The sequence below is a fragment of the uncultured Paracoccus sp. genome, assembly GCF_947496875.1.
Lineage (GTDB): Bacteria > Pseudomonadota > Alphaproteobacteria > Rhodobacterales > Rhodobacteraceae > Paracoccus.
On sequence record NZ_CANMEH010000003.1, the window covers coordinates 84538 to 106234 of the forward strand.

At 67.3% G+C, this 21697-nt stretch carries 21 protein-coding genes; 9 read left to right on the forward strand and 12 right to left on the reverse strand.

Annotated features, from left to right (window positions below; all coding sequences use genetic code 11):
- Positions 1-335: 335 nt before the first annotated feature.
- The 5 genes from Q0938_RS04830 to Q0938_RS04850 are packed head-to-tail and all read left to right on the forward strand — an operon-like array spanning position 336 to position 5261.
- Positions 336-1313: a TRAP transporter substrate-binding protein gene (locus Q0938_RS04830; protein WP_299359792.1), complete on the forward strand. Its 978-nt coding sequence runs from the start codon at positions 336-338 to the stop codon at positions 1311-1313.
- Between the two features lie 59 nt (positions 1314-1372).
- Positions 1373-1981 carry a TRAP transporter small permease gene (locus Q0938_RS04835; protein ID WP_299359795.1) on the forward strand — a complete coding sequence of 203 codons (609 nt, stop codon included), beginning with the start codon at positions 1373-1375 and terminating at the stop codon, positions 1979-1981.
- Positions 1978-3264: a TRAP transporter large permease gene (locus Q0938_RS04840; protein ID WP_299359798.1), complete on the forward strand. Its 1287-nt coding sequence runs from the start codon at positions 1978-1980 to the stop codon at positions 3262-3264. Before Q0938_RS04835 ends, Q0938_RS04840 begins: the two co-directional genes overlap by 4 nt.
- A 4-nt stretch (positions 3265-3268) precedes the next feature.
- Positions 3269-4456, forward strand: a complete 1188-nt coding sequence (locus tag Q0938_RS04845) for a CoA transferase (protein ID WP_299359800.1) — start codon at positions 3269-3271, stop codon at positions 4454-4456.
- On the forward strand, positions 4449-5261 hold the full coding sequence (locus tag Q0938_RS04850; protein ID WP_299359802.1) for an enoyl-CoA hydratase: 813 nt from the start codon (positions 4449-4451) through the stop codon (positions 5259-5261). Before Q0938_RS04845 ends, Q0938_RS04850 begins: the two co-directional genes overlap by 8 nt.
- Before the next feature lie 34 nt (positions 5262-5295).
- Here the strand turns inward: Q0938_RS04850 and Q0938_RS04855 are convergent, their stop codons facing one another.
- Together Q0938_RS04855 and Q0938_RS04860 are read right to left on the reverse strand one after the other, a co-directional pair.
- Positions 5296-5988, reverse strand: a complete 693-nt coding sequence (locus tag Q0938_RS04855) for a GntR family transcriptional regulator (RefSeq protein WP_299359804.1) — start codon at positions 5986-5988, stop codon at positions 5296-5298.
- Positions 5985-8918: an FAD-binding and (Fe-S)-binding domain-containing protein gene (locus tag Q0938_RS04860; protein WP_299359806.1), complete on the reverse strand. Its 2934-nt coding sequence runs from the start codon at positions 8916-8918 to the stop codon at positions 5985-5987. The genes Q0938_RS04855 and Q0938_RS04860 overlap by 4 nt, the downstream gene beginning before the upstream one ends.
- Positions 8919-9005: 87 nt before the next feature.
- Between Q0938_RS04860 and Q0938_RS04865 the strand changes: the two genes are divergently transcribed.
- A complete protein-coding gene (locus Q0938_RS04865) occupies positions 9006-10196 on the forward strand; it encodes an aminotransferase class V-fold PLP-dependent enzyme (protein WP_299359808.1) in 1191 nt (396 codons plus the stop codon).
- Between the two features lie 50 nt (positions 10197-10246).
- Here the strand turns inward: Q0938_RS04865 and Q0938_RS04870 are convergent, their stop codons facing one another.
- From Q0938_RS04870 to Q0938_RS04900, 7 genes are all read right to left on the reverse strand, one after another.
- A complete protein-coding gene (locus Q0938_RS04870; protein WP_299359810.1) occupies positions 10247-10672 on the reverse strand; it encodes a heme-binding protein in 426 nt (141 codons plus the stop codon).
- A 108-nt stretch (positions 10673-10780) separates the two neighbouring features.
- Positions 10781-11689 (reverse strand): LysR family transcriptional regulator, encoded by a 909-nt coding sequence (locus Q0938_RS04875; protein WP_299359813.1) that lies wholly within the window; start codon positions 11687-11689, stop codon positions 10781-10783.
- Between the two features lie 61 nt (positions 11690-11750).
- Positions 11751-12365 carry an ABC-type transport auxiliary lipoprotein family protein gene (locus tag Q0938_RS04880; protein ID WP_299359816.1) on the reverse strand — a complete coding sequence of 205 codons (615 nt, stop codon included), beginning with the start codon at positions 12363-12365 and terminating at the stop codon, positions 11751-11753.
- A gap of 4 nt (positions 12366-12369) precedes the next feature.
- Complete coding sequence (locus Q0938_RS04885; protein WP_299359819.1) at positions 12370-14085, reverse strand: MlaD family protein; 1716 nt, start codon at positions 14083-14085, stop codon at positions 12370-12372.
- On the reverse strand, positions 14085-14903 hold the full coding sequence (locus Q0938_RS04890) for an ABC transporter ATP-binding protein (RefSeq protein WP_299359821.1): 819 nt from the start codon (positions 14901-14903) through the stop codon (positions 14085-14087). Before Q0938_RS04890 ends, Q0938_RS04885 begins: the two co-directional genes overlap by 1 nt.
- Positions 14900-16036: an MlaE family lipid ABC transporter permease subunit gene (locus tag Q0938_RS04895; protein WP_299359823.1), complete on the reverse strand. Its 1137-nt coding sequence runs from the start codon at positions 16034-16036 to the stop codon at positions 14900-14902. The genes Q0938_RS04890 and Q0938_RS04895 overlap by 4 nt, the downstream gene beginning before the upstream one ends.
- A gap of 351 nt (positions 16037-16387) precedes the next feature.
- Entirely contained in the window at positions 16388-16516 is a 129-nt protein-coding gene (locus Q0938_RS04900; RefSeq protein WP_299359824.1) for a hypothetical protein, read from the reverse strand.
- 186 nt (positions 16517-16702) lie between these two features.
- Between Q0938_RS04900 and Q0938_RS04905 the strand changes: the two genes are divergently transcribed.
- Entirely contained in the window at positions 16703-17398 is a 696-nt protein-coding gene (locus Q0938_RS04905) for an SDR family oxidoreductase (RefSeq protein WP_299359827.1), read from the forward strand.
- 131 nt (positions 17399-17529) lie between these two features.
- Positions 17530-18567: a fatty acid desaturase gene (locus Q0938_RS04910; protein WP_299359829.1), complete on the forward strand. Its 1038-nt coding sequence runs from the start codon at positions 17530-17532 to the stop codon at positions 18565-18567.
- Positions 18568-18642: 75 nt separating this feature from the next.
- Here the strand turns inward: Q0938_RS04910 and yghX are convergent, their stop codons facing one another.
- Positions 18643-19557 carry a YghX family hydrolase gene (gene yghX, locus Q0938_RS04915; protein ID WP_299359831.1) on the reverse strand — a complete coding sequence of 305 codons (915 nt, stop codon included), beginning with the start codon at positions 19555-19557 and terminating at the stop codon, positions 18643-18645.
- Positions 19558-20066: 509 nt separating this feature from the next.
- Here yghX and Q0938_RS04920 point away from each other — a divergent pair.
- Positions 20067-20450: a DUF6481 family protein gene (locus tag Q0938_RS04920; RefSeq protein WP_299359833.1), complete on the forward strand. Its 384-nt coding sequence runs from the start codon at positions 20067-20069 to the stop codon at positions 20448-20450.
- Between the two features lie 156 nt (positions 20451-20606).
- On the opposite strand, the gene Q0938_RS04925 is transcribed toward Q0938_RS04920, so the two are convergent.
- Positions 20607-21050, reverse strand: coding sequence for an SRPBCC family protein (locus Q0938_RS04925; RefSeq protein ID WP_299359835.1), 444 nt, complete (start codon positions 21048-21050; stop codon positions 20607-20609).
- Between the two features lie 54 nt (positions 21051-21104).
- Positions 21105-21587, reverse strand: coding sequence for a VOC family protein (locus Q0938_RS04930; RefSeq protein WP_299359837.1), 483 nt, complete (start codon positions 21585-21587; stop codon positions 21105-21107).
- Positions 21588-21697 lie beyond the last annotated feature (110 nt).

Here is a 21697-nt window from a genome sequence, read left to right on the forward strand (position 1 = left end):
GGCCGGTGCATACAAGCGGGTTGACAGGTCGGGTCCTTCCATTATTCATAATTCAAAATTAAGTCCGCGGCGATCTGCCGACGGACAAGCGGGGAGAGAGGGACACGGCCAGCGGCGCATCACGGCGCCGCCAGGCGGACCAAGCCGGCACGCGGAACCCTCGGGATTCCGCGTGTTCGCAGGCCCGGAGGCGTGACCGGTGACGCGGCCATGATGAACGGGATGGCAGACGGGAGGGAAGCCGATCTGTCGAACATGGTCCGTGCTGCGGGCCGCCGACGCCGCAGGTCCGGTCGGACCCTGTCGCGTCGTCAGACGAATCTTGGGGAGAAGAGATGCAGATCAAGCAACTGATCACCGCGGCCGTGATGGCCACATTCGGGCTGGTGGCCCACGCGCAGGCGCAGACCGAGATCAAGTTCGGCCATGTCGGCGAACCCGGATCGCTGCTGGACCAGAGCGCGACGGAATTCGCCAAGCGCGCCAACGAGAAGCTGGGCGACAAGGCCAAGGTCACGGTCTACGGGTCCAGCCAGCTGGGCAACGACACGGCCATGCTGCAGAAGCTGAAGCTGGGCACCGTCGACCTGGCGCTGCCGACGACGGTGATGTCCTCGATGGTGCCGGCGTTCGGCCTGTTCGAGATGCCGTACCTGGTCCAGGACCGCGAACACATGAAGCGGATCCGCGACGAGGTGGTGATGCCCGACATGGCGCCGCTGGCCGAGGCGGCCGGGTTCAAGATTCTCGGCGTCTGGGAGAACGGCTTTCGCCACATCACCAACAGCAAGCACCCGATCAACACGCCCGAGGACCTGAAGGGCATCAAGCTGCGCGTGCCCAGCGGCGAGTGGCGGGTCAAGATGTTCGAGACCTATGGCGCCAGCCCCAGCCCGATGGCGTTTTCCGAGGTGTTCGTCGCCCTGCAGACCGGGGTGATGGACGGGCAGGAAAACCCCTATGCGCAGATCTACCCGTCGCGCTTCTACGAGGTGCAGGACTACCTGTCCAAGACCAACCACGTCTACACGCCCGGCTATGTCGTGGCCGGCCGGTCGTGGGACAAGTTCGACCCCGAGGTGCAGCAGGTGCTGCAGGAAACCGCGGTCGAGATGCAGGACGTGGTCTACGAGATCGCAGCCGGGCTGGACACGGAGCTGCTGCAGAAGCTGATCGATGAGGGGATGCAGGTGAACGAGGTCGACACCGCAGCCTTCATCGAGGCCAGCAAGCCGGTCTACGATCTGTTCGCCGAATCCGTCGAGGGCGGCGCCGAGCTGATCGAGAAGGCCCAGGGCCTCGCGACCGAGTGACCCCCTGGACGGGCCCGGCGCAACGCCGGGCCCGCCCGTTCCTTTCCCTGGAGAACCCGATGCAAGCGATCACCCCCCGGCGGGGATTCGAAATCCTGCTGGAGATCATCACGGCGACGATCGTGGCCGGCCTTGCCGTTCTGATCGTCATGGGCACGGTCTACCGGTATTTCGGCGCGGCGCTGAGCTGGTATGACGAGGTCGCCTCGATCGGACTGGTCTGGATGACCTATTTCGGCAGTGCGCTGGCGGCGCTGAAGGGGGCGCATATCGGCTTTCCGGGGCTGGTCAATGCGATGCCGCCCGCGTGGCGGGTGCCGGTGACGCTGTTCGCCGAGGCCTGCGTGTTCTTCTTCTTCGGCCTGCTGGCCTATGCCGGCTGGAACGTCCTGGTCATCCTGGAAGGGATGACGCTGGTGTCGCTGCCCAACGTGTCGGTGCAGCTGACCCAGGCGATCATCCCGCTGGGCGCCATCCTGTTCATGATCGCCGAGGCGATCCGCCTGCCCGAAGTGCTGGCCGCGGCCCGCGGCGAAGGCTTCGTCGATCACGAGATCAAGGAAGCGCTGGGCGACATTTCCAACACCCCGCTGGAACTGGACGATGCCAGCGTTCCGGCGGCGAGCCACCGGGATCACCACACCCCCGGCGCGGGAGACAAGCGATGACGATCGGCTTCATGCTGCTGGGGATGTTCGGGCTGGCCTTGCTGAACATCCCGATCGCGGTCGCGCTCGGCCTGGTGGCGATCGCGGCGGTGGTGCTGGTGCAGGGCGTCGACATGCTGCCCAACCTGGCGCTGACCATGTTCGAGGGCGCGTCGAACTTCTCGCTGCTGGCGATCCCGCTGTTCGTGCTGGCCGGGTCGATCATGAACGCCTCGTCGATCTCGCGTCGGCTGATCGCGCTGGCCTCGGCGCTGGTCGGGTTCGTCCGCGGCGGCCTGTCCTTCGTCGTGATCGGCGCGTCGATGTTCTTTGCCGAGATCTCGGGCTCGGCCGTGGCCGGCGTCGCGGCGCTGGGGTCGATCCTGATCCCCGCCATGCGCAGGAAGGGCTATTCCAAGGAATTCTCGGCGGCGATCTGTTCGTCGGCATCCAGCCTGGCGATCATCCTGCCGCCGTCGATCCCGATGATCCTGTACGCCGTGATGGCGCAGCAATCGGTGGTCAAGATGTTCATCGCCGGGTTCGGCCCCGGCATCGTCGGGGCGATCTGCCTAGCCATCGCCGCCTATGTCCAGGCGCGCCGCTACAATTTCCCGGTCGAGGAAAGCTTCCAGATCTCCAATGTCTGGCTGCGCCTGAAAGAGGCGGGCTGGGCGCTGCTGCTGCCGGTCATCATCCTGGGGGGCATCTTCGGCGGCATCGTGACCGCGACCGAGGGCGCGGGGCTGGCGGTGGTCGCCGCGCTGTTCATCTCGATCGTGATCTATCGCGAATTCGACGTCCGCGCGCTCTACAAGGCGCTGATCGACAGCGGGGTGCAGACCGCCGTGGTGATGCTGCTGGTCGCCTCGTCCTATCTGATCGGCGGCTTCCTGACCGAGGCGCAGCTGCCGCAGCAGCTGGCCCGCGCCATCGGCGACGTGACCGAGAACAAGTACCTGATCCTGGCGATGCTGAACGTGGCCTTCCTGATCCTGGGCATGTTCCTGCATTCGGCGGCGGCGATCATCCTGGTCGTGCCGATCGTCATGCCGATGGTGCTGGCGGCCGGGATCGACCCGGTCCACTTCGGCCTGGTCGTCACGCTGAACCTGGCCATCGGGCAGCAGACGCCACCGGTCGCGTCGGTGCTGATCGCCGCCTGCTCGATCGCCAAGTCCGACATCTGGGAAACCACCAAGGCCAACATCCCCTTCATCCTGTCGCTGCTGGCCCTGCTGATGATCTGCACCTACCTGCCGGGGGTCTCGCTGGTGCTGGTCCACCTGATCTACGGAGCGTGATGCCATGACTGCCGCACAAAAGCCGCTGCCCCTGCAGGGCGTTCGCGTCCTGGACGTCAGCCAGGTCATGGCCGGCCCGTTCGCCTGCATGCTGCTGGGCGACCTCGGCGCCGACGTGATCAAGGTCGAGCCGCCGACCGGCGACCAGACCCGCAGCGCGATGGGGTTCAAGCTGAAGGGCGACGACAGCCTGGGCTTCCTGAACATGAACCGCAACAAGCGGTCCATCGTGCTGGACCTGAAGTCCGAGGAGGATCGCGAGATCTTCCTGGCCCTTGCCAGGACCGCCGATGTCATCGTCGAGAACTATCGCCCCGGCGTCGTGAAGAAGCTGGGCATCGACTATGACACCGTGTCGCGGATCAACCCCGGCATCATCTATGCCAGCATCTCGGGCTTCGGCCAGACCGGCCCGTGGGCCACGCGGCCCGGGTTCGACCTGATGGCGCAGGCCGCGTCCGGGATCATGTCGATCACCGGCCATCCGGACGGGCCGCCGGCGAAATCCGGCGGACCGCTGGCCGATATCGGCTGTTCGCTGTTCGCCGTCTACGCGATCCTGGCCGCCTATATCGGCCGCCAGACCACCGGCGAGGGGCAGTTCATCGACGCCTCGCTCTACGAGGCGGGGCTGTCCTTCGCGGTGTGGGACATCTGCGACTACTGGGGCACCGGCGTCATTCCCGACCGGATCGGCACCGCCAACCGCATGGCCGCGCCCTATCAGGCGGTCCGGGCCAGCGACGGGTATTTCGTCTTGGGGGCCAACAACGACCGGCTGTATCGCCGGCTGTGCGAGACGATCGGCCGGCCGGAGCTGATCGAGCATCCCGATTACCGCACCAACGCGCTGCGGATGACCAACCGCACGGCGCTGATCGCGGAACTGGAAAAGACCCTTGTGCAGGGCACCCGCGAGGAATGGGTGGACAGGCTGCTGGAGGCCGGCATCCCGGCCGGGCCGATCCTGGATTATTCCGAGGCGCTGGGGAACCCGCAGGCCGATGCGCGCAACATGGTGATGCCGATCCAGCACCCGGTCGAGGGCGAGGTGAAGAACATCGGCTTTCCGGTGAAGCTGCGCGGCACGCCGCAGCAGGTGCGGCGGCATCCGCCGCTGCTGGACGAACACCGCGCCGAGATCCTGCGCGAACTGGGCATCACCGCCGGCAGCGAGTCGGCCGATGTCTGACGCGGGGCGCACGACAGGCAGCCGCGACACGGCGGCCCCGCAAGGCGACGTGACGCTGCGGATCGAGGGGCCGGTGGCCCATGTGACCTTCGACCGGCCGGCGGCGCGCAACGCCATGACCTTTGCGATGTACGCGCGGCTGGGCGAGATCTGCGACGAGCTGGAGCGCCGTGACGACCTGCGCGCCATCGTGTTCCGCGGCGCCGGCGGCGCCTTTGTGGCGGGCACCGACATTTCGGAGTTCACGCAGTTCTCCGGCGGCGAGGATGGCGTGGCCTACGAGGCGCGGATCGACGCGACGCTGACCCGGCTGACCCGCCTGCCGGCGCCGACGCTCGCGGTCATCGACGGCGCGGCCGTCGGCGGCGGGCTGGCGATTTCCGCGGCCTGCGACCTGCGCATCGTCACGCCGCGGGCGCGGTTCGGGGTCCCGATCGCACGAACCGTCGGCAACACGCTGTCGGCGGTCAATATCGCCCGGTTGATCCGCGCCCTGGGCGACGGTCCGGTGCGGCAGATGCTGCTGCTGTCGGTGCTGCTGGACGGCGAGACCGTCCACCGGCTGGGCTTTGCCAGCGCCTGCGTGGCCGAGGACGAGCTGGAATCCGAGGCGGCGCGGCAGATCAGCCGGTTGTGCGAGGCCGCACCGCTGACGATCCGGGCCTGCCGCGAGCTGTTGTTGCGGCTGTCGGACATCGCGCCCGACGACACGGATGTCATCGCCCAAGTCTATGCGAGCCGGGATTTCCGGGAGGGCGTGACCGCGTTCACGGAGAAGCGCAAGCCCGAATGGCAGGGCGCGTAGGCGGCCGGATCGATCAGGCCGCCGGCGTTGCTGGTCAGCCGTTATCGGCCGCCGGTTGCGCCAACAGCCATTCGCGCACCGTTTCAAGCTTGTTCCTGAGATGCTGCTTGAGGATCGCCGACAGCCCTTCGGCATTGCGATCCTCGAGACAGCGCATGATCGCCTCGTGCTCCTCGGTGGCGCGCGCCCAGCGTTCCGGGGTCATGTTGGCGACGTAGCGGGCGCGGCGCACCCGGGCCGCCAGGGACCGGTACTGCGCGCTCAGCGTGGCGTTGCGTGCCGCGGCAAGGATGGCTTCGTGAATCTGCTGGTTGGTCGCGAAATACCCGTCCAGCTCGTGCGCCTCGTAATGCGCGACCATCCGGTCATGCAGGACCCGGATCGCCCGCACCTCGTCGTCGGTGATGTTCCGGCACGCCAGCTCGCCGGCCAGCGCCTCGAGCGCGGCCATGACCGGAAAGACCTCGTCCAGATCTTCGATGGTGATCTGGCTGACCCAGGCGCCGTGGTTGGGTTCCAGCCGGACCAGCCCGTCCATGGCCAGCACCTTCAGCGCCTCGCGCAGCGGTGTGCGGGACACGCCGTAAAGGGCGCAGAGATCCTTTTCCGGCACCTTCTTGCCCGGCTGCAGGTCGCCGCGAATGATGAGTTCCTGCAGCGCCTGGGTCAGTTCCTCGTGCAGCGACTTGCGCCGCAGCGGGGTTCGGGATTTCACCGACAGGCTCATCGGACCGGTCCCCCGCTCGTCTCTCGGTCGGGCAGGGCGAGGTCAAGCAACCGGGCGACGTGGAGGGCGGCGCGTCCGGTTCCGTCGGCGATCTGGTGGCGGCACGAGGTTCCGTCGGCCACGATGATCGTCTCGGACGCCTCGGCCCGGATGGCGGGAAACAGGCTCAACTCTCCCATCCGGCGCGAGATCTCCTCGGTGTCCACCCCATAGCCGAACGCTCCGGCCATGCCGCAGCAGCTCGTCTCGACCATCTCTACCGCGGTATCGGGCAGCAGCGCCAACGCCTTGTGGATCGCGGGCATCACGTCCATCGCTTTCTGGTGGCAGTGGCCATGCAGCAGGACCCGGGCAGCGGGCGAGCGGAAGGCGATGGGAAGCCGTCCTGCGTCATGTTCGTCGGCGATGTACTCCTCGAACATCCGGGCCGCGACGGCGACGCGTAGCGTGTCGTCGCCGGGCAGCAGAGCCGGGATCTCGTCGCGCAGCGTCAGCAGGCTGGATGGTTCCAGCCCGACAATGGTGCGGCCCGCCTCCACATGCGGCAGCAGCGCGTCCATCAACCGGCGCGCCTCGGTCCGGGCCCGGTCGACCAGGCCGGCCGACAGGTAGGTGCGGCCGCAATGCAGCGGCCGGCCGCCGCCGGCGGGGCGGGCCACCGTCACGGCCTTACCGGCGGCATTCAGCACGCGGACCGCGGCGCGCAGGTTCTCGGGCTCGAAATAGCGGTTGAAGGGATCGGCGAACAGCACGACATCGGCGTCGGCCGGATCGCCACATTCGTCGTCGCGGAACGGCCGCACCGACCAGACGGGCAGGGGCCGCCTGGCCGAGAACCCGGTCGCCCCCTGCATCATGCGGGCCAGCAGGGGCACCCGGTTGCGCAGGTTGACCGCCCAGTGCAGGCGCGAGGCGAGGGGCGCGTAATCGGGCAGAAAGGCCACCAGCCGGTCATGCAGCGACAGGCCGGCCCGGTCGGCGCGGGCGGCCAGCACCTCGATCTTCATCCGGGCCATGTCGACGCCGGTGGGGCATTCCCGCTTGCAGCCCTTGCAGGACACGCACAGCTTCAGCGTCTCCATCATCTCGTCGGAGGCCAGCGCGTCGGGGCCGAGCTGGCCCGAGATGGCAAGACGCAGCGTGTTGGCCCGGCCGCGCGTCACGTCGCGTTCGTTGCGGGTCACCCGGTAGGACGGGCACATCGTGCCGCCCGCCAGCTTGCGGCAGGCGCCGTTGTTGTTGCACATCTCGACGGCGCCCTGGAACCCGCCGCCCTCGCCCGGCCAGGCCGACCAGTCGAACCGGGTCCTGAGCGGCTTGACCGCGTAGTCCGGGGAGAACCGGAACAGGCTGCGGTCGTCCATCCGCGGGGCGTCGACGATCTTGCCGGGATTGAAGCGGCGCTGGGGATCGAACAGGTCCTTGACCTGCCGGAACAGCGCCGTGATCTCGGTCCCGAACATGCGGTCGTGGAATTCCGAGCGCACGATCCCGTCGCCATGCTCGCCGGAATGGGATCCCTTGTACCTTGCGACCAGCGCAAAGGCCTCTTCGGCGATGGCGCGCATCCGCTTGACGTCGCCGTCCAGCTTGAGGTTCAGCACCGGGCGCACGTGCAGGCAGCCGACCGAGGCGTGGGCGTACCACGTTCCCTTGGTGCCGTGCCGTTCGAACACCTCGGTCAGTTCACGCGTGTACTCGGCAAGGTCGGGCAGTTCGACGGCGCAATCCTCGACGAAGGAGACGGGTTTCCCTTCCTGCTTCATGGACATCATGATGTTCAGGCCGGACTTGCGGACCTCTGCGATCTGGGTCTGCAGGCGCTGGTCCGTCACCGGCACGACTCCGCCCCAGCCGTCGCCCTCATGCGACCAGTCGAATCCCAGCCCGTTCATCTGCCGTTCGAGCGCCTGCAGCTTTTCGGCGTTGGCCGCGTCGTCGCCTTCGTCGAACTCGACCAGCAGCAGCGCCGCGGGTGTGCCGCGGACGAACTGCTCGACGGTGCTGCGGAACAGGGGGATCTGCCGGGCGAGGCCGATCATCGTGCTGTCGACCAGTTCGACGGCGATGGGGTTCACCGCCACGAGATGCTGGGTCGCCCGCATCGCCTGGTAGAAGCTGGGAAAGTGGCAGACTCCCAACACCCGGCGGCCGAGCACCGGCCACAGCCGCAGCTCGATTTTCGTGAAATAGGCCAGCGTGCCTTCGCTGCCGACCAGCAGATGCGCCAGGTTGACGGGGCGGTCACCGGGCACAAGCGCGTCGATGTTGTAGCCCCCGACCCGGCGGGTCAGCTTGGGGATGCGCGCGTCGATCAGGTCCGCATTGTCGCGCCCCAGCGCCAGCAGCTGGTCGACCATCGGCTGCGGCGGCCCGCCCGGGGTGCCGACCGGTCCGAAGGTGGCCACCGTGCCATCGGTCATGATCGCCTCGATGGACAGGACATTGTCGCGCATGGTGCCGTAGCGCAGGGACCGCCCGCCGCAGGAGTTGTTCGCGGCCATCCCGCCGATCGTGGCCCGCGAGGCGGTCGAGACGTCGACCGGGAACCACAGCCCGTGCGGCTTGAGCGCCCGGTTCAGATCGTCCAGCACGATCCCCGGCTCGACCACGACGCGGCGGTTCTCGGGGTCCAGCTCCAGGATGCGGTTGAAGTGGACCGAATTGTCCAGGATCAGGCCCGAGTTGACCGTCTGGCCGCACTGGGATGTGCCGCCGCCGCGGCCCGTCACGGGGACGCAAGCGGCACGGGCGGCGGCCAAGGCAATCTCGACATCCGCGCGCCCCCGGGGGATCGCCACGCCTTCGGGCACGATCTGGTAGAAGGATGCATCCGTGGAATACCGGCCGCGCGAGAACGCGTCGAACAGGACCTCGCCCTGAAAATCCTGCCGCAAAGCCTGGTCCAGCATCCCGCGCCCCCCGTCCATGTTGACTTCCAGATAGTGGAAGTGGATACATAATGCAAAATTAAATGTGGATGACGGAGCGGCCGCGTGTCGCAGGAGGAACAACGGATGACACACCGAGCCGGACGCCATTTCCTGCAGATTCCCGGGCCGAGTCCGGTGCCCGATCGGGTGCTGCGTGCCATCTCGGCCCAGGTGATCGACCATCGCGGCCCGGACTTCGCCGAGGTCGGCACCCGGGCGCTGGACGGGATGAAGTGGGTGTTCAAGACCGCGCAGGACGTGTTCATCTACCCTGCCTCGGGCACCGGCGCGTGGGAAGCGGCGCTGGTCAACGTCCTTTCCCAGGGCGACCGGGTGCTGATGTACGAAACCGGACATTTCGCGGCGTTGTGGAAGAAGATGGCCGAGAAGCTTGGCCTGAAAGCGGAATTCATCGAGGGCGACTGGCGGTCGGGCGCCGATCCGGATGCGATCGAGCGGCGCTTGCGCGAGGACCGGGCGCACGAGATCAAGGCGGTCTGCGTCGTGCACAACGAAACCTCGACCGGGTCGGTGTCGCCGATCGCGCAGGTCCGGCAGGCGATCGATGCTGCCGGCCACCCGGCGCTGCTGATGGTCGACACGATCTCTGGCCTCGCATCGATCGACTTCCGCTTTGACGAGTGGGGCGTCGACGTGGCGGTGTCCGGGTCGCAGAAGGGGCTGATGCTGCCGCCCGGTTTGTCGTTCAACGCGGTCAGCGCCAGGGCGATGGAGGCGTCGCAGCGTGGCGGCATGCCGCGGTCCTACTGGGACTGGCGCGAGATGAAGGCGATCAATCCGACCGGATATTTTCCCTATACCCCGGCGACCAACATGCTGTTCGGCCTGAACGTGGCGATCGAAATGTTGCGCGACGAGGGGCTGGACAACGTCTTTGCGCGGCACCAGCGGCATGGCGCCGCCACCCGCGCCGCCGTCCGGCACTGGGGGCTGGAGGTGCTGTGCCGCCAGCAGGGGCAGGAGAGCGGCGTGCTGACGGCGGTGATGATGCCCGAGGGGCACAGCGCCGATGCGTTCCGCGCCACGGCGCTGCGGCACTATGACATCTCGCTGGGCAACGGGCTGTCGAAGGTCGCGGACAAGGTGTTCCGGATCGGCCATCTGGGCGACATGAACGACCTGACCCTGGCCGGTACCCTGACCGGTGTCGAACTGGGCCTGCGCCGGGCCGGCGTGCCCCACCAGGATGGCGGGGTGGATGCGGCGCTGGCGGTCCTGGACGACATCCCCGCGCCCGGCATGGCCGCCGAGTAGACGGATCTGCCGCCGGTTTGGGCAGCGCTCAAGCGCTGCCCGCCTGGCGCTCAGCCTGCGTCGGCGGTGAAGCCGGCCGCCTCGATGGCCCGGATCGCGCATGCCTCGTCATTGTCGGAGGTGTCGCCGGTGATCCCGATCGCCCCGACGATCTCGCCGTCCTTCCGGATCAAAACCCCGCCCGGCACGGGTACCAGGGCGCCGCCGGTCAGGGCGTTCATTGACTGGATGAAATAGGGCTGGTCCTTGGCGCGCTCGAAGATCGCCCGCGAGCCCATCCCCAGCGCGATCGCACCCTTTGCCTTGCCCTGCGCGATCTCGGGTCGCAGCAGGCTGGTGCCGTCCTGGCGCAGCAGGCATGTCAGCGCGCCGGCGCTGTCGATCACCGCGACGGTCAGCGGCTTCAGCCCCATGTCCCCGCCGATCTTCAGGCAGGCTTCGGCCATCTGCCGGGCGTCGTTGAGTGCAAGCGTCATTGTCGTGTCCCCATTCGTTCGGTGCGCGACTGCACGAAAACCGTTGAATTCGCAAGCTCCGCATCGTCCCGGTCGTCGCTCTCGAGCGGCCTGACGGGCAGATCGGTCCTACCAGCCCGCCTCCCATGGCGGAGCGCCGCGATACCGCTCGGCCAGGTAATCGACAAGCGCCCGGACCTTGGCCGCAAGGTGGCGGTTATGCGGGTAGAGTGCGTGAACGCCGTTGGGGGCCGGCTCGAATTCCGCCAGCAGCCGGACCACGCGCCTCGACCGGAGCGCCTCGCCGGCGACGAAGGCCGGCACGCAGGCCAGCCCGAGCCCTGCCTCTGCCGCGCGCAGGCAGGCCTCGGCGTTGGAATAACGGATGCGCCCGTGCACCGGGACTGCCCGCTCTGCTGCATCGACGTGGAACAGCCAGCGGTTCGGGTCGCGGAAGTTCGTGTCGATGATGCAGTCGTGATGCGTCAGGTCATCCGGAGCCACGGGCGTGCCGCTGCCCTCCAGATAGGATTGTGCGCCGACCACGACGATGCGGACCTCGCACAGCTTGCGGGCGATCAGGCTGGAATCGTCGGGTCGTCCCACCCGGATGGCCATGTCGAACCCCTCGTCGACCAGGCTGATCACCCGGTCGGAGAAGTTGACGTCGAGCTCGATGTCGGGGAAGCGAAGGGCGAAGTCGTTGAGCACGGGTGTCAGTTCCAGCCCGCCGAAGGTCAGCGGCGCGGTGAGCCGCAGCCGCCCGCGCGGCCTCTGCGAGCTGTCGCGGATCGCCAGGTCGAGGTTGTCGAACTCCTCGATGATTGGTCGCAGCCGCTCGTAATAGGCCTGGCCGGCTTCGGTCGGCGCGACGGAGCGCGTGGTCCGATCGAAAAGCCGCACGCCAAGCTCGGCCTCGAGCCGCGAGACGAGCTTGGAGGCCTGGCCCGAGCTGGTGCCAAGGCGGTCTGCGGCGCCGGTGAAGCTGCGTGCCTCCAGCACCGCGATGAACATCCGATGGGACTCCAGACGGTCCATGTGGTTCCTACGACGCGCAATCAGATCGGTGGAGTGTCACTGCCCCGTTAGTCACCTGCAATCAGCTTCGGACCACCCAATCTGCGATCGCCGGCAGCAGCTCGTCCATCACCGCCTGGATGGCTGCGACCACCGCAGGCGCGCTGTCGCTGGCGGCCGGGGCAGAGCCCGCGACGCGGCGGGAGGCGATCAGGGTCTGATCCACGTCGTTCAGCAGGAACAGTTCCATGTCCACGCGCGCGATGAGATTGCGTGCCGGGTCCGCCTCGATCTGGAAGGCGTCGATCCGCGCCAGCAGCACGCGTTCGGCCAGCGGCCCGTTCTCGACCTGGCCGACATAGCCGATGCGCCCGGTCCCTGCGACGGATCGGATCAGCAGGGATTGCAGCAGCAGCGGCACGTCGTCGCTCCACCGGGCGCCGGGCAGGTAGGTGACCGAGCGGGGGTCCGGCCTGACGAGGATGCGGTCCGTGGCGATGGCCGCCGGTGCCTCGGGCCGGGCCACCACCAGCGTGCGGGAGGATCGGCTGCCTGTCACGGTACCCGACGCGGGCGCCAGATCGAACGTGTCCAGCGCCGTCCTTGAACCGCTCAGCGCGGACAGGGCGCTGCAGCCCGACAGCGAAGCGACGGCGCCCAGCAGGGCCGCACGGCGGGACAGGTGCCGGATCGTCATCATCTCATCTCCGATACTCGGGAACCCGGTCCTGCAGCAGGAACCGCGCCGGATCACGCTCGAGACTGCGTACAACATCGCTGAGGGCGCGCACCAGACCGCGCGCCTCGGCCCCGAGCCGTGACAGTTCGGGCAGGCCCGTGGTGGCGAAGTTGCTGAGCCCCGGGCCGGTGGCGGCAACGGCTTCCTGCAACTGCCCCATGACCGTGTCGCCGCGCGCGATCAGCGCCCGCAGATCGGTGGTGATCGCGGGCAGGTCCGTCGCCAGCTGGGTTGCGGCCGCATCGATGCTGGCCGAGGCCGAGCGGATGTCCCCCAGCACCGGCGCAAGATCGGTGTCCATCAGCGCATTCGCTGTCTCGAACGCCGTCGTGGCCCCCGTCAGGGCGCCGTCCGCCAGCGACAGCGACCGTTCCATCGCCGACAGGGTGGTGCCCGCGCGGTCGAGGAGTTGCGTCGCCCCGGCAATCGCCGCCTGCGCGTCGGTGGTCAGTGGCGCCAGACCCTGTGTGAAGCCGGTCAGGTCGGCCGCCACGCGGTCGATCGCCTCGGATCCCGCGGTGACCGCGGCCCGGATGTGGGCCACCACCGCGGGCAGATCACGCTCTGCCGTGGTCTGGATGGCCGTGAGCGCGGGCCCGATCCCGGCGAGTGCCTCGCGCGCGTCCGCGACCAGTTGTGCGGCGTCGCCTGTGGTGAGCGTCTTGAGCGAGTCCGATGCTTCGGTCACCGCAGCAAACGCCGTGTCCGCGGCATCGACGGTCCGCTCGACTTCGACCAGCCGGCTGTTCAGCAGCTCTGCCGTCTGGCCGAACCCGTCCAGCGCGGCGGTGGAGCCCGCGGCAACGTCCCTGACCGCGGTGTCGAGGGCGCCGAGGGTCTGGGCCAGTTGGTCGGCAATTGCGGGAACCCGGTCGCGCATCAGCACCGCAGCGCTGTCGAACGCCTTCGCCGCGCTGCCGATCGCCGGCCGGGCGGCCTCGACCGTGACTTTAACCTCGTCGAAGGCCCCGGCTGCCGAGTTCAGCGCGGTGTCTGTGTTCGACAGGGTCGTGGTGACCGACTCACCGATGCTGTCCAGACGGGCGGTAAAGCTGGCGATCTGATCGGAGGCATCGCGTACGGTCCGCGCCACGTCGGAGAACTCGGTCAGGGCTGCGTCGAGATTGGCCGACGAAGCTTCGACGTTGCGCAGGATGCCGGTGACATGCGTGCGGTTCTCGGCGCTGACCAGCTCCTGAAGCTGGCCCAGAAGCGCGTTCGCCTGTGCCATAAGGTCCGGCGCGTCCTCGACCAGACCCTGCACGGTCGAGCGGCGCGAGGGGATGATCGGCAACTCGCCTTCGGCGGCCGTCAGGGGAGGGGCGTCGCCCGGGCCACCGGACAGGGAGATGTAGGCCACACCGGTAACGCCCTGCGACATCAGCTGCGCCACGGTATTTTCTCGCACCGGGGTGGTCGCGTCGATCTCGATGGTGGCGAGGACCTTGGCCGGATCCTCATCGAAGATCTGCAGTCCGATGACGCTGCCCACCGGGATGCCGTTGAACAGCACGTCGCCCGATGCATCCAGCCCCGACACATCTTCGAACAGGATGCCATAGAGACGGTATTGCCGTTCAAGCTGCACGTTCGCCAGCCAGATGAAGAATCCCAGCATTCCGAGGATCCCCAGCAGCGTGAAGAGGCCGATCAGGATGAAATTCGCGCGGGTTTCCATCACGGCTCCTCGGCGGGTTCAGTCGGACGGGCGGAAGCTGTTGCGGCAGCTGCACGGGCCCGGGGACCGTTGAAATATTCGCGCACCCACGGGTGATCGACCTGCTGCATGTCCGCCAGCGTGCCAACGGCGAGGACCCGGGCGTCGGCCAGCACCGCCACCCGGTCGCAGATCGCGTAGAGCGAGTCCAGATCGTGGGTCACCAGGAACACCGTCAGGCCGAGCGCGGCCTGCAACTGGCGGATCAGCGTGTCGAACGCGGCGGCCCCGATCGGGTCCAGTCCGGCAGTCGGCTCGTCCAGGAACACGATCTCGGGATCCAGCGCGATGGCGCGGGCAAAGCCGGCGCGCTTGCGCATGCCGCCGGACAGCTCGGCCGGGTACTTGTGCTGCGCGTCGTCGGGCAGGCCGACCATGCGGACCTTGAGCGCCGCCAGGGTGACGCGCAGGTCCTCGGCCAGGTCCATCTGCTCGCGCATCGGCGCCTCGACGTTCTGGCGCACCGTCAGGGAGGAGAACAGCGCCCCATCCTGGAACATGACGCCCCAACGGCGGCGCAGGCGTCGATACTGCGCCTCGGGGGTGTCGCGAACGCTCTGCCCCAGCACCTCGATGGTGCCGGCGTCCGGTTTCAGCAGGCCGACGATCTGGCGCAGCAGGACCGACTTGCCGGTGCCGGAGCCGCCGACGATGCCGATCACCTCGCCCCGCATGACGTCCAGGTTCACGCCGTCATGCACCGCGTGATCGCCGAACCGCTTGACGAGGCCGCGGACCCGGATGACCGGCTGATCCGGCGCCATGTCGGTCGCCGTCATACGCCCACCACCGCAAAGAAGATCGAGAACATCGCGTCGGCCACGATGACCATGAAGATCGACAGCACGACCGACAGCGACGTCAGCCGGCCCAGGGATTCCGCATGACCTTCGACCATCATCCCCTCGTAGCAGCCGATGATCCCGATGATCAGGGCGAAGAACGGCGCCTTGATCATGCCGACGCCGAAATGCCAGCCATCCGTGTTGGCGACCAGCCGCGTGCGGAACACCGCGGGCGACACGCCAAGTTCGATCCAGGACATGATCGCCCCGCCGATCAATCCCGAAATGTCGGCGATGAAGCCGAGGACCGGCAGCATCAGGATCAGCGCCAGCACGCGCGGCACCACGAGAACCACGACCGGATCCAGCCCGAGTGTCCGCATTGCGTCGATCTCCTCGCGCATCTTCATCGACCCGATGGCGGCGGTGAATGCCGAGCCGGACCGGCCTGCGACGATGATTGCCGTCAGCAGGATGCCGAGTTCGCGCAGGACCGAGATCGCGATCAGGTCGACCACGAACACCTCGGCCCCGAACTGGCGCAGCTGGGCCGCCCCCTGGAATGCCAGCACCACCCCGATCAGGAACGCCATCAGGGCGACGATGGGGATCGCCTTCCAGCCCACCTCCTGCATGTGATGCACGACCGAGGTCAGCCGCAGCCGGCTGGGCCGCAGCAATGCGGCGACCAGCGCTGCGATGACCTGCCCCAGAAACCCCGTCAGGGCGATGGCTACCTGAACCGCGCCCGCGGTGCCGCGCCCCAGTGCCTCCAGCCGGTCGGTCAGGCCCGGCTCCGGTTTCTTCTTCGGGGCCTCCGTCGGCAGGTTGCGTCGGACGGTTTCCAGCAACTGCCCTTGCGCGTCACTGTACCCCAGAAGATCGACCTGCCGCTGCGCCGTGGACAGGCGACGTTCCAGTTCGACCAGCAGCCACGCCCCGGATGCATCCAGCCGATGCACCTGCGTGATGTCCAGGACTGCGGCGCCGCGGCCGTCGCGGAGGAGGGCCGTCCGGTCGATCCGGCTCACCGCCTCCACCGACAGATCGCCCGCGATCGAGATCCGCTCATCCGTCACCGCGATGCGGACAGGCGTGGCACCGGACGCGAGGTCGCTTGCTGTCATCGAGGGGAGCCGCGCTTTGACACATCTCGGGCATGCCCGATGCGGGGCATCAACTCAACCCTGCCGATAGTGGCGCGATCGGACCGATCATGTGACCTGGTGCAGCTGCCCCGGGGCGCCTCGACGAGAACTGTCGGGGCTGTCGCATGGCCCGCTCGGGTATTCTGCATGACAACGGTTCGTGAGATCTGGGCAAGGGGCCGGACACCGGCCGCACCCGTGCCGTCAACAGCCAACACAGATGCGCGCGGAATCGGCGCGTGGGCATTCAACGGCCTTGCGTGGCCGTCCGCAATGCCCACGCGCCGATGTCGTGGTCCCGGATCGGCAATGGCCAACCCGAGAATGGCGTTACCGGCTTTTTGCCTTTGCCACGGTGTCGGCAACGATGTTCTTCGTGCTGGGTGCCGCAGCGATCACTTTCGGCGTCACCTTCTTCGGCTTCTTTTCATCGCGCCGCTTGTTCATGCCCTTGGCCATGATCGAAGTCCTTCCAAAGCGGTCTCCATCAGACCGACTGCCCACAGTACACCTTATACCATGAATAGCCATAACGCCGTCGCCCTTTCCGGTGTCGCCCACCGCTGCCGATCAGATCTGCTCGACTCCGTGTCGCCAATCGCATCCGATCGTGGTCTAGTGACGGCGTGCTGAGGGGGGAAACCAATGACCGAGACCGAGCCAGGCGTCCTGCTGATCACCGGCGCATCGAGCGGTATCGGCGCCGAAACGGCGCGGGCCGCGGCCGCAAGGGGCTGGCGACTCGCCCTCGCTGCCCGGTCGCTCGACAAGCTGAACGACCTCGTCGCCGAACTGGGCCCTGATCGCGCCTGCGCCATCGCATGCGACGTTTCCGATTGGGACGACCAGCAGCGGATGGCAGCCGCAGCCCTTGAGCGCTTCGGCCGTATCGACGCGGTCTTCGCCAATGCCGGGACCGGGGGCGAACCTGGCGGCTTTTCCGGCGCCCCGCCGGAGAGCTGGCGGCGGATGGTCGACGTCAACATCCTTGGCGTGGCCTACACGCTGCGTGCCACGCTGGAGCACGTGAAGGCGGCGCGGGGACACGTGCTGATCACCAGTTCCATCGCCGGGCGCCGGGTGCTGGCGGGGTCGATGTATGCCGCCACCAAATGGGCAGTGTCGGCGATCGGCTACGGGCTGCGCGAGGAGCTGCGCGGCACCGGTGTTCGCGTCACACTGATTGAGCCGGGGATGGTGGACACGCCCTTCTTCGACGCGGCCAAGCCCGATGCGCTGCGGCCCGGCGACGTGGCCCGCAGCGTGATCTATGCGCTCGAACAGCCCCCGGGCGTGGACGTCCACGAACTCGTTATCCTGCCCACCCCGCCGCTGACGTAAAGGTGGCCGGGATGGCGGGATGTCTCGGAACGCTCCGCCTTGCCGGGCCTCTGCGCCCCACCTATATGGGGCGAACATGAAAACGCCGTGCGGGCCGGTGGGCGTATCCGGCTGAACGTCGAGGCGTGCTGTTGACATCTTCCGACCACACACAAACTCCGCAGGTCCGTGAAGCCAAGGACTGGGTCCGTATCCTGGCACGATATCGCGAACCGTCCACGCGCCGCAGCATTTTCGAACTTGTCGTCACACTAGTGCCATTTGCGCTGCTGTGGGTGCTGGCCTGGGCGTCCATGTCGATCAGCTATTGGCTGACACTCGCCATCGCGATCCTGAACGGGCTGTTTCTGGTCCGCATCTTCTGCATCCAGCATGATTGCGGTCACGCCTCGTTCTTTCACAGCCGCAGGGCGCAGGACTGGGTCGGTCGCTGCCTGGGGGTGCTGACGCTGACCCCCTATGACGTGTGGCGGCGAACGCATTCGATCCATCACGCGCAGCACGGCAATCTCGACCAGCGCGGCATCGGCGACGTTCTGACGCTCACGGTGGCAGAGTACCGCGCCCGCGGACGTTTTGGCCGGCTGCTCTATCGGCTCTATCGTCACCCTGTCGTGCTGTTCGTCCTGGGGCCCAGCTACCTGTTCCTGCTGCAGAACCGCCTGCCGCTGGGACTGATGACCTCGGGCTGGCGCTACTGGATCTCGGCGATGGGGACAAATGCCACGATCGCCATCGTTCTCGCGCTGATGATCTGGCTGGGCGGGCTGATGCCGGTGCTGCTGATCTACATTCCGACCTCGGTGATCGCCGCGACGATCGGTGTCTGGCTGTTCTATGTCCAGCACCAGTTCGAGGAGACGCACTGGGCCGAAAACGACGCCTGGCAGTTGCACGAGGCGGCGCTGGCCGGGTCCTCGCATTACGTGCTGCCGCGGCCGCTGCGCTGGCTGTCCGCGAATATCGGCATCCACCATGTCCACCATCTGTACAGCCGGGTGCCTTTCTACCGCCTGCCCGAGATCCTCCGCGACCATGCCGAACTGGCCGCGGCGCAGCGGCTGACCCCGCGGGAGAGCCTGCGATCGGTGAACCTGCATCTGTGGGACGAAAAGCTGAACCGGCTGACCTCGTTTCGCGAGGCGCAGCGTCGCTACGGCACCGCATAGGGCTGCCGTGCCGGCAACCGATCGGCTGCGGTCCCGTCGATGACCAACACCGCCGTTCGACCAGGCGGACGTCGTCTAGTTCGAGGCGGCCCCGCCCCGCAGATGCTCGTCGAAGAAGGCCAGCGTGCGTTCCCAGGCGAGCGTCGCCGCCTGTTCGTCGTAGCGCGGGGTCGTGTCGTTGTGGAAACCGTGGTTCACGTCCGGGTAGAAATGGACGGTGAACTCCTTGCCATGTTCCTCCAGCGCCGCCTTGTAGGCGTCCCATCCCGCGTTGATCCGCTCGTCCAGACCGGCATAGTGGATCATCAGCGGGGCCTGGATCTGCGGCACGTCCTCGGCGGCGGGCTGCCGGCCGTAGAAGGGGACCGAAGCGGCCAGCTCGGGGTAGGCCACCGCGAGCGCGTTGCAGACCCCGCCACCGTAGCAGAACCCGACGCACCCGACCCGACCGCTGCTGTCGGGGTGGTCCCGCAGGAACTCGAATGCTGCAAAGAAGTCTTCCATGAGTTTCGCAGGGTCGAGCTCGCTCTGCATCTGGCGGCCATCGTCGTCGTTCCCGGGATAGCCGCCGAGTGGCGTGAGGCCGTCGGGTCCGAACGCAAGATAGCCGGCCTTGGCGGTGCGGCGGACGACATCCTCGATGTAAGGGTTCAGACCACGGTTCTCATGGACCACCAGAACAGCGGGCAGCGGGTCCTCCACGCCGGCCGGCTTGGCCATCAGGCCGCGAATGGTGCCGTGACCGTCGGGGCTTTCGTATTCAACGATTTCCGTTTCGATCGCCGGGTCATCGGCCGCCACCTGCTGGGCGAGCGCGTAATTCGGCTGGAGCTGTTCGAGAAGCATCGCGCCGGTGACCCCCGCCGCGGCGTAGCGGCCGGCCATCGACATGAACTCCCGCTTGCTCAGCCGACCATGCACGTAGCCGTCGAAGATCTCGAGGATGCGCGGGTCAAAGTCCGACGCGCGCTTGGGTTTGATGGGGGTCATGGTGCTCTCCTTCGGAGGACGACGCGGCCAAGGGTCAGGCTGACGGAACCAAGCGCGCATCTGCCTCGACCGTTACCAGGACGGAAATCAGGCGAATGCCGGTTGCAACGCGCCCGATGCCTGAGTAGGTGTCTGCTGCGCTTGGGCAGCGATTGTGCTCGCGCCATGAGGCACGTTGTCAGATCGGGTCAGGAAAACTGCCCCGCGTACCTGCCTTCCGCTGGAACGACTTCGCAGGTTGCACTAATATGGCTCAGACTCCAAGCAAATCTCGCCAGCAGGCCGAGATGGCCTTCGCCCGCGCGCAATCGCAGTTTCTTTCGCGAGAACGTGCAAGTGAAGAGGCGGAGTCCGACGCTCGACTGCGGGCGGAGAAGACATCGCGGCTGAGGGAAGCGCGGTTGGCAAAGGAACGTGCCGATCGCGAGAATCCGGTAGCCGCACCCAAACCGACAAAATCACCCGAGGCGTGATCCACGGGCCAACACCACCAGAAACGGGATAAAGATTTGAGAAACACCAAGGGCAATGATCTTGCCGATCGCCGCGAGGCCGCGGCCAAGGCCAAGGCCGCTCTCCTCGAAGCCCATCGGGCCAGGGTCGAGGCTGCAGAGCCGACCCGGCTGGCACGGCAGGAAGAGCGCCTCGCGATCGCAGCGGCCCGCGAAGAACGACTGGCGGAGCGGGAAAAGGCGAAGCGTGCAGCGCAGGAGGAGGCGCGCATCGCCGCCGAGGCCGCCGAACGTCAGGCAGCCATCGATGCGGCCGCAAAGGCCGAGGTCGAGGCACGTGAGAAGGCCGACAACCGGATCTCGCGCGTGATTGCGGACGAAGCGGCCCGCAAGGCCGAGCGCGACCGGCGTTACGCCAATCGCAGGGCAAGACAGAAGTAGCGGTCGTTTCCGCACGCAGCCTGAACTGCGACGCGCGCCGGCGCCGGTGCCCAAGGGCGGCACGCGGCGTTCAAACTGCGCCGCAGACGGGGCGCATACCTGCTGCGCACCGTCTCGATGCGCAAGCGTATCGACTGGCCCTCGCCGGACCGGGTGCTACGTCCCGGTTTCCGCTTCGACGAGGCCCGCGAGTTTGCGCAACGAATCCTGCCAGCCGAGGTAGCAGGCGTCGGGCGGGATCACGTCCGGAATACCCCGCTGCTCGACGCTCACCTCAGTGCCGGCCGAGACGGGCTTCAGGACCACGGTGACGATCATCTCTCCGGGCAGGTTCGGGTCGTCGAAGCTGTCGGTGTAGACGAGCCGCTCGCCGGGGACGACCTCCCTGTAGGTGCCGCCGAAGGAATGGCTTTCGCCGGTCGCGAAGTTGCGGAAGCTCATCCGGTGGCTGCCGTCCGGGACGGCGTCCAGTTCCTGGACCGTGCAAAGGAAGCCGTAAGGCGGGAGCCAGCTTGCAATTGCATCAGGTTCGACGAAGGCCCTGAAGACCTTTTTTGGCGGGGCACGAAGGACACGGTGCAGATTGATCGTGAAAGGCATGATCGTCTCTCCTGTCTGAACGAAGCTGATCGGCGGACTGTTAGTGGATGCCGTTCACGCCACCGCTGCTTCCAGCGCCGCGATGTCGATCTTCCGCATCGTCAACATCGCCTGCATCGCTCTTCTGGCCCTGGCGCGATCCGGGTCCGTCGTCAGCTCCATCAGGCGCCTCGGCGTGATCTGCCAAGAGTGGCCCCAGCGATCCTTGCACCAGCCGCACGCGCTTTCCGCGCCGCCATTGCCCACGATGGCATTCCAGTAGCGGTCGGTCTCGGGCTGATCACCAGTCAGCACCATGAAGCTGACCGCCTCGTTCGGTCGGATGTCCGGACCACCGTTCAGGCCCAGGAACGGGCGGCCGAGGACGGTGAACTCGACGGTCAGTTCGTTGCCTGCCTCACCGCCGGGATAGTCGGCCGGCGCCATGTTGATCCTGTCCACATGGCTGTCCGGAAAGGTGCTGGCATAGAATTTCGCCGCCTTGCTGGCTTGTCCGTGGTCGAACCAGAGACAGGTGACGAGGGTGGTCATGGCCATTCTCCCTGGCTTGAGATGTACGGTTTGCCTGCGCCCATCATGAGCGCTGCCGTATCGGATTTTCGGGAACGTTCACGGCGCCACCGCCTGACGCGGCGTCCTCGTGGCGC

What these genes read in the sequence shown, in the direction of transcription:
- Q0938_RS04895 (WP_299359823.1), bottom strand. Translation starts at nt 16,036, where the DNA reads ATGACAGCAAGCGACCTCGCGTCCGGTGCCACGCCTGTCCGCATCGCG.
- Q0938_RS04850 (WP_299359802.1), top strand. Translation starts at nt 4,449, where the DNA reads ATGTCTGACGCGGGGCGCACGACAGGCAGCCGCGACACGGCGGCCCCG.
- Q0938_RS04835 (WP_299359795.1), top strand. Translation starts at nt 1,373, where the DNA reads ATGCAAGCGATCACCCCCCGGCGGGGATTCGAAATCCTGCTGGAGATC.
- Q0938_RS04905 (WP_299359827.1), top strand. Translation starts at nt 16,703, where the DNA reads ATGACCGAGACCGAGCCAGGCGTCCTGCTGATCACCGGCGCATCGAGC.
- Q0938_RS04880 (WP_299359816.1), bottom strand. Translation starts at nt 12,365, where the DNA reads ATGACGATCCGGCACCTGTCCCGCCGTGCGGCCCTGCTGGGCGCCGTC.
- Q0938_RS04870 (WP_299359810.1), bottom strand. Translation starts at nt 10,672, where the DNA reads ATGACGCTTGCACTCAACGACGCCCGGCAGATGGCCGAAGCCTGCCTG.
- Q0938_RS04930 (WP_299359837.1), bottom strand. Translation starts at nt 21,587, where the DNA reads ATGGCCATGACCACCCTCGTCACCTGTCTCTGGTTCGACCACGGACAA.
- Q0938_RS04865 (WP_299359808.1), top strand. Translation starts at nt 9,006, where the DNA reads ATGACACACCGAGCCGGACGCCATTTCCTGCAGATTCCCGGGCCGAGT.
- Q0938_RS04855 (WP_299359804.1), bottom strand. Translation starts at nt 5,988, where the DNA reads ATGAGCCTGTCGGTGAAATCCCGAACCCCGCTGCGGCGCAAGTCGCTG.
- Q0938_RS04840 (WP_299359798.1), top strand. Translation starts at nt 1,978, where the DNA reads ATGACGATCGGCTTCATGCTGCTGGGGATGTTCGGGCTGGCCTTGCTG.
- Q0938_RS04885 (WP_299359819.1), bottom strand. Translation starts at nt 14,085, where the DNA reads ATGGAAACCCGCGCGAATTTCATCCTGATCGGCCTCTTCACGCTGCTG.
- yghX (WP_299359831.1), bottom strand. Translation starts at nt 19,557, where the DNA reads ATGACCCCCATCAAACCCAAGCGCGCGTCGGACTTTGACCCGCGCATC.
- Q0938_RS04925 (WP_299359835.1), bottom strand. Translation starts at nt 21,050, where the DNA reads ATGCCTTTCACGATCAATCTGCACCGTGTCCTTCGTGCCCCGCCAAAA.
- Q0938_RS04875 (WP_299359813.1), bottom strand. Translation starts at nt 11,689, where the DNA reads ATGGACCGTCTGGAGTCCCATCGGATGTTCATCGCGGTGCTGGAGGCA.
- Q0938_RS04900 (WP_299359824.1), bottom strand. Translation starts at nt 16,516, where the DNA reads ATGGCCAAGGGCATGAACAAGCGGCGCGATGAAAAGAAGCCGAAGAAG.
- Q0938_RS04860 (WP_299359806.1), bottom strand. Translation starts at nt 8,918, where the DNA reads ATGGACGGGGGGCGCGGGATGCTGGACCAGGCTTTGCGGCAGGATTTT.
- Q0938_RS04890 (WP_299359821.1), bottom strand. Translation starts at nt 14,903, where the DNA reads ATGACGGCGACCGACATGGCGCCGGATCAGCCGGTCATCCGGGTCCGC.
- Q0938_RS04845 (WP_299359800.1), top strand. Translation starts at nt 3,269, where the DNA reads ATGACTGCCGCACAAAAGCCGCTGCCCCTGCAGGGCGTTCGCGTCCTG.
- Q0938_RS04830 (WP_299359792.1), top strand. Translation starts at nt 336, where the DNA reads ATGCAGATCAAGCAACTGATCACCGCGGCCGTGATGGCCACATTCGGG.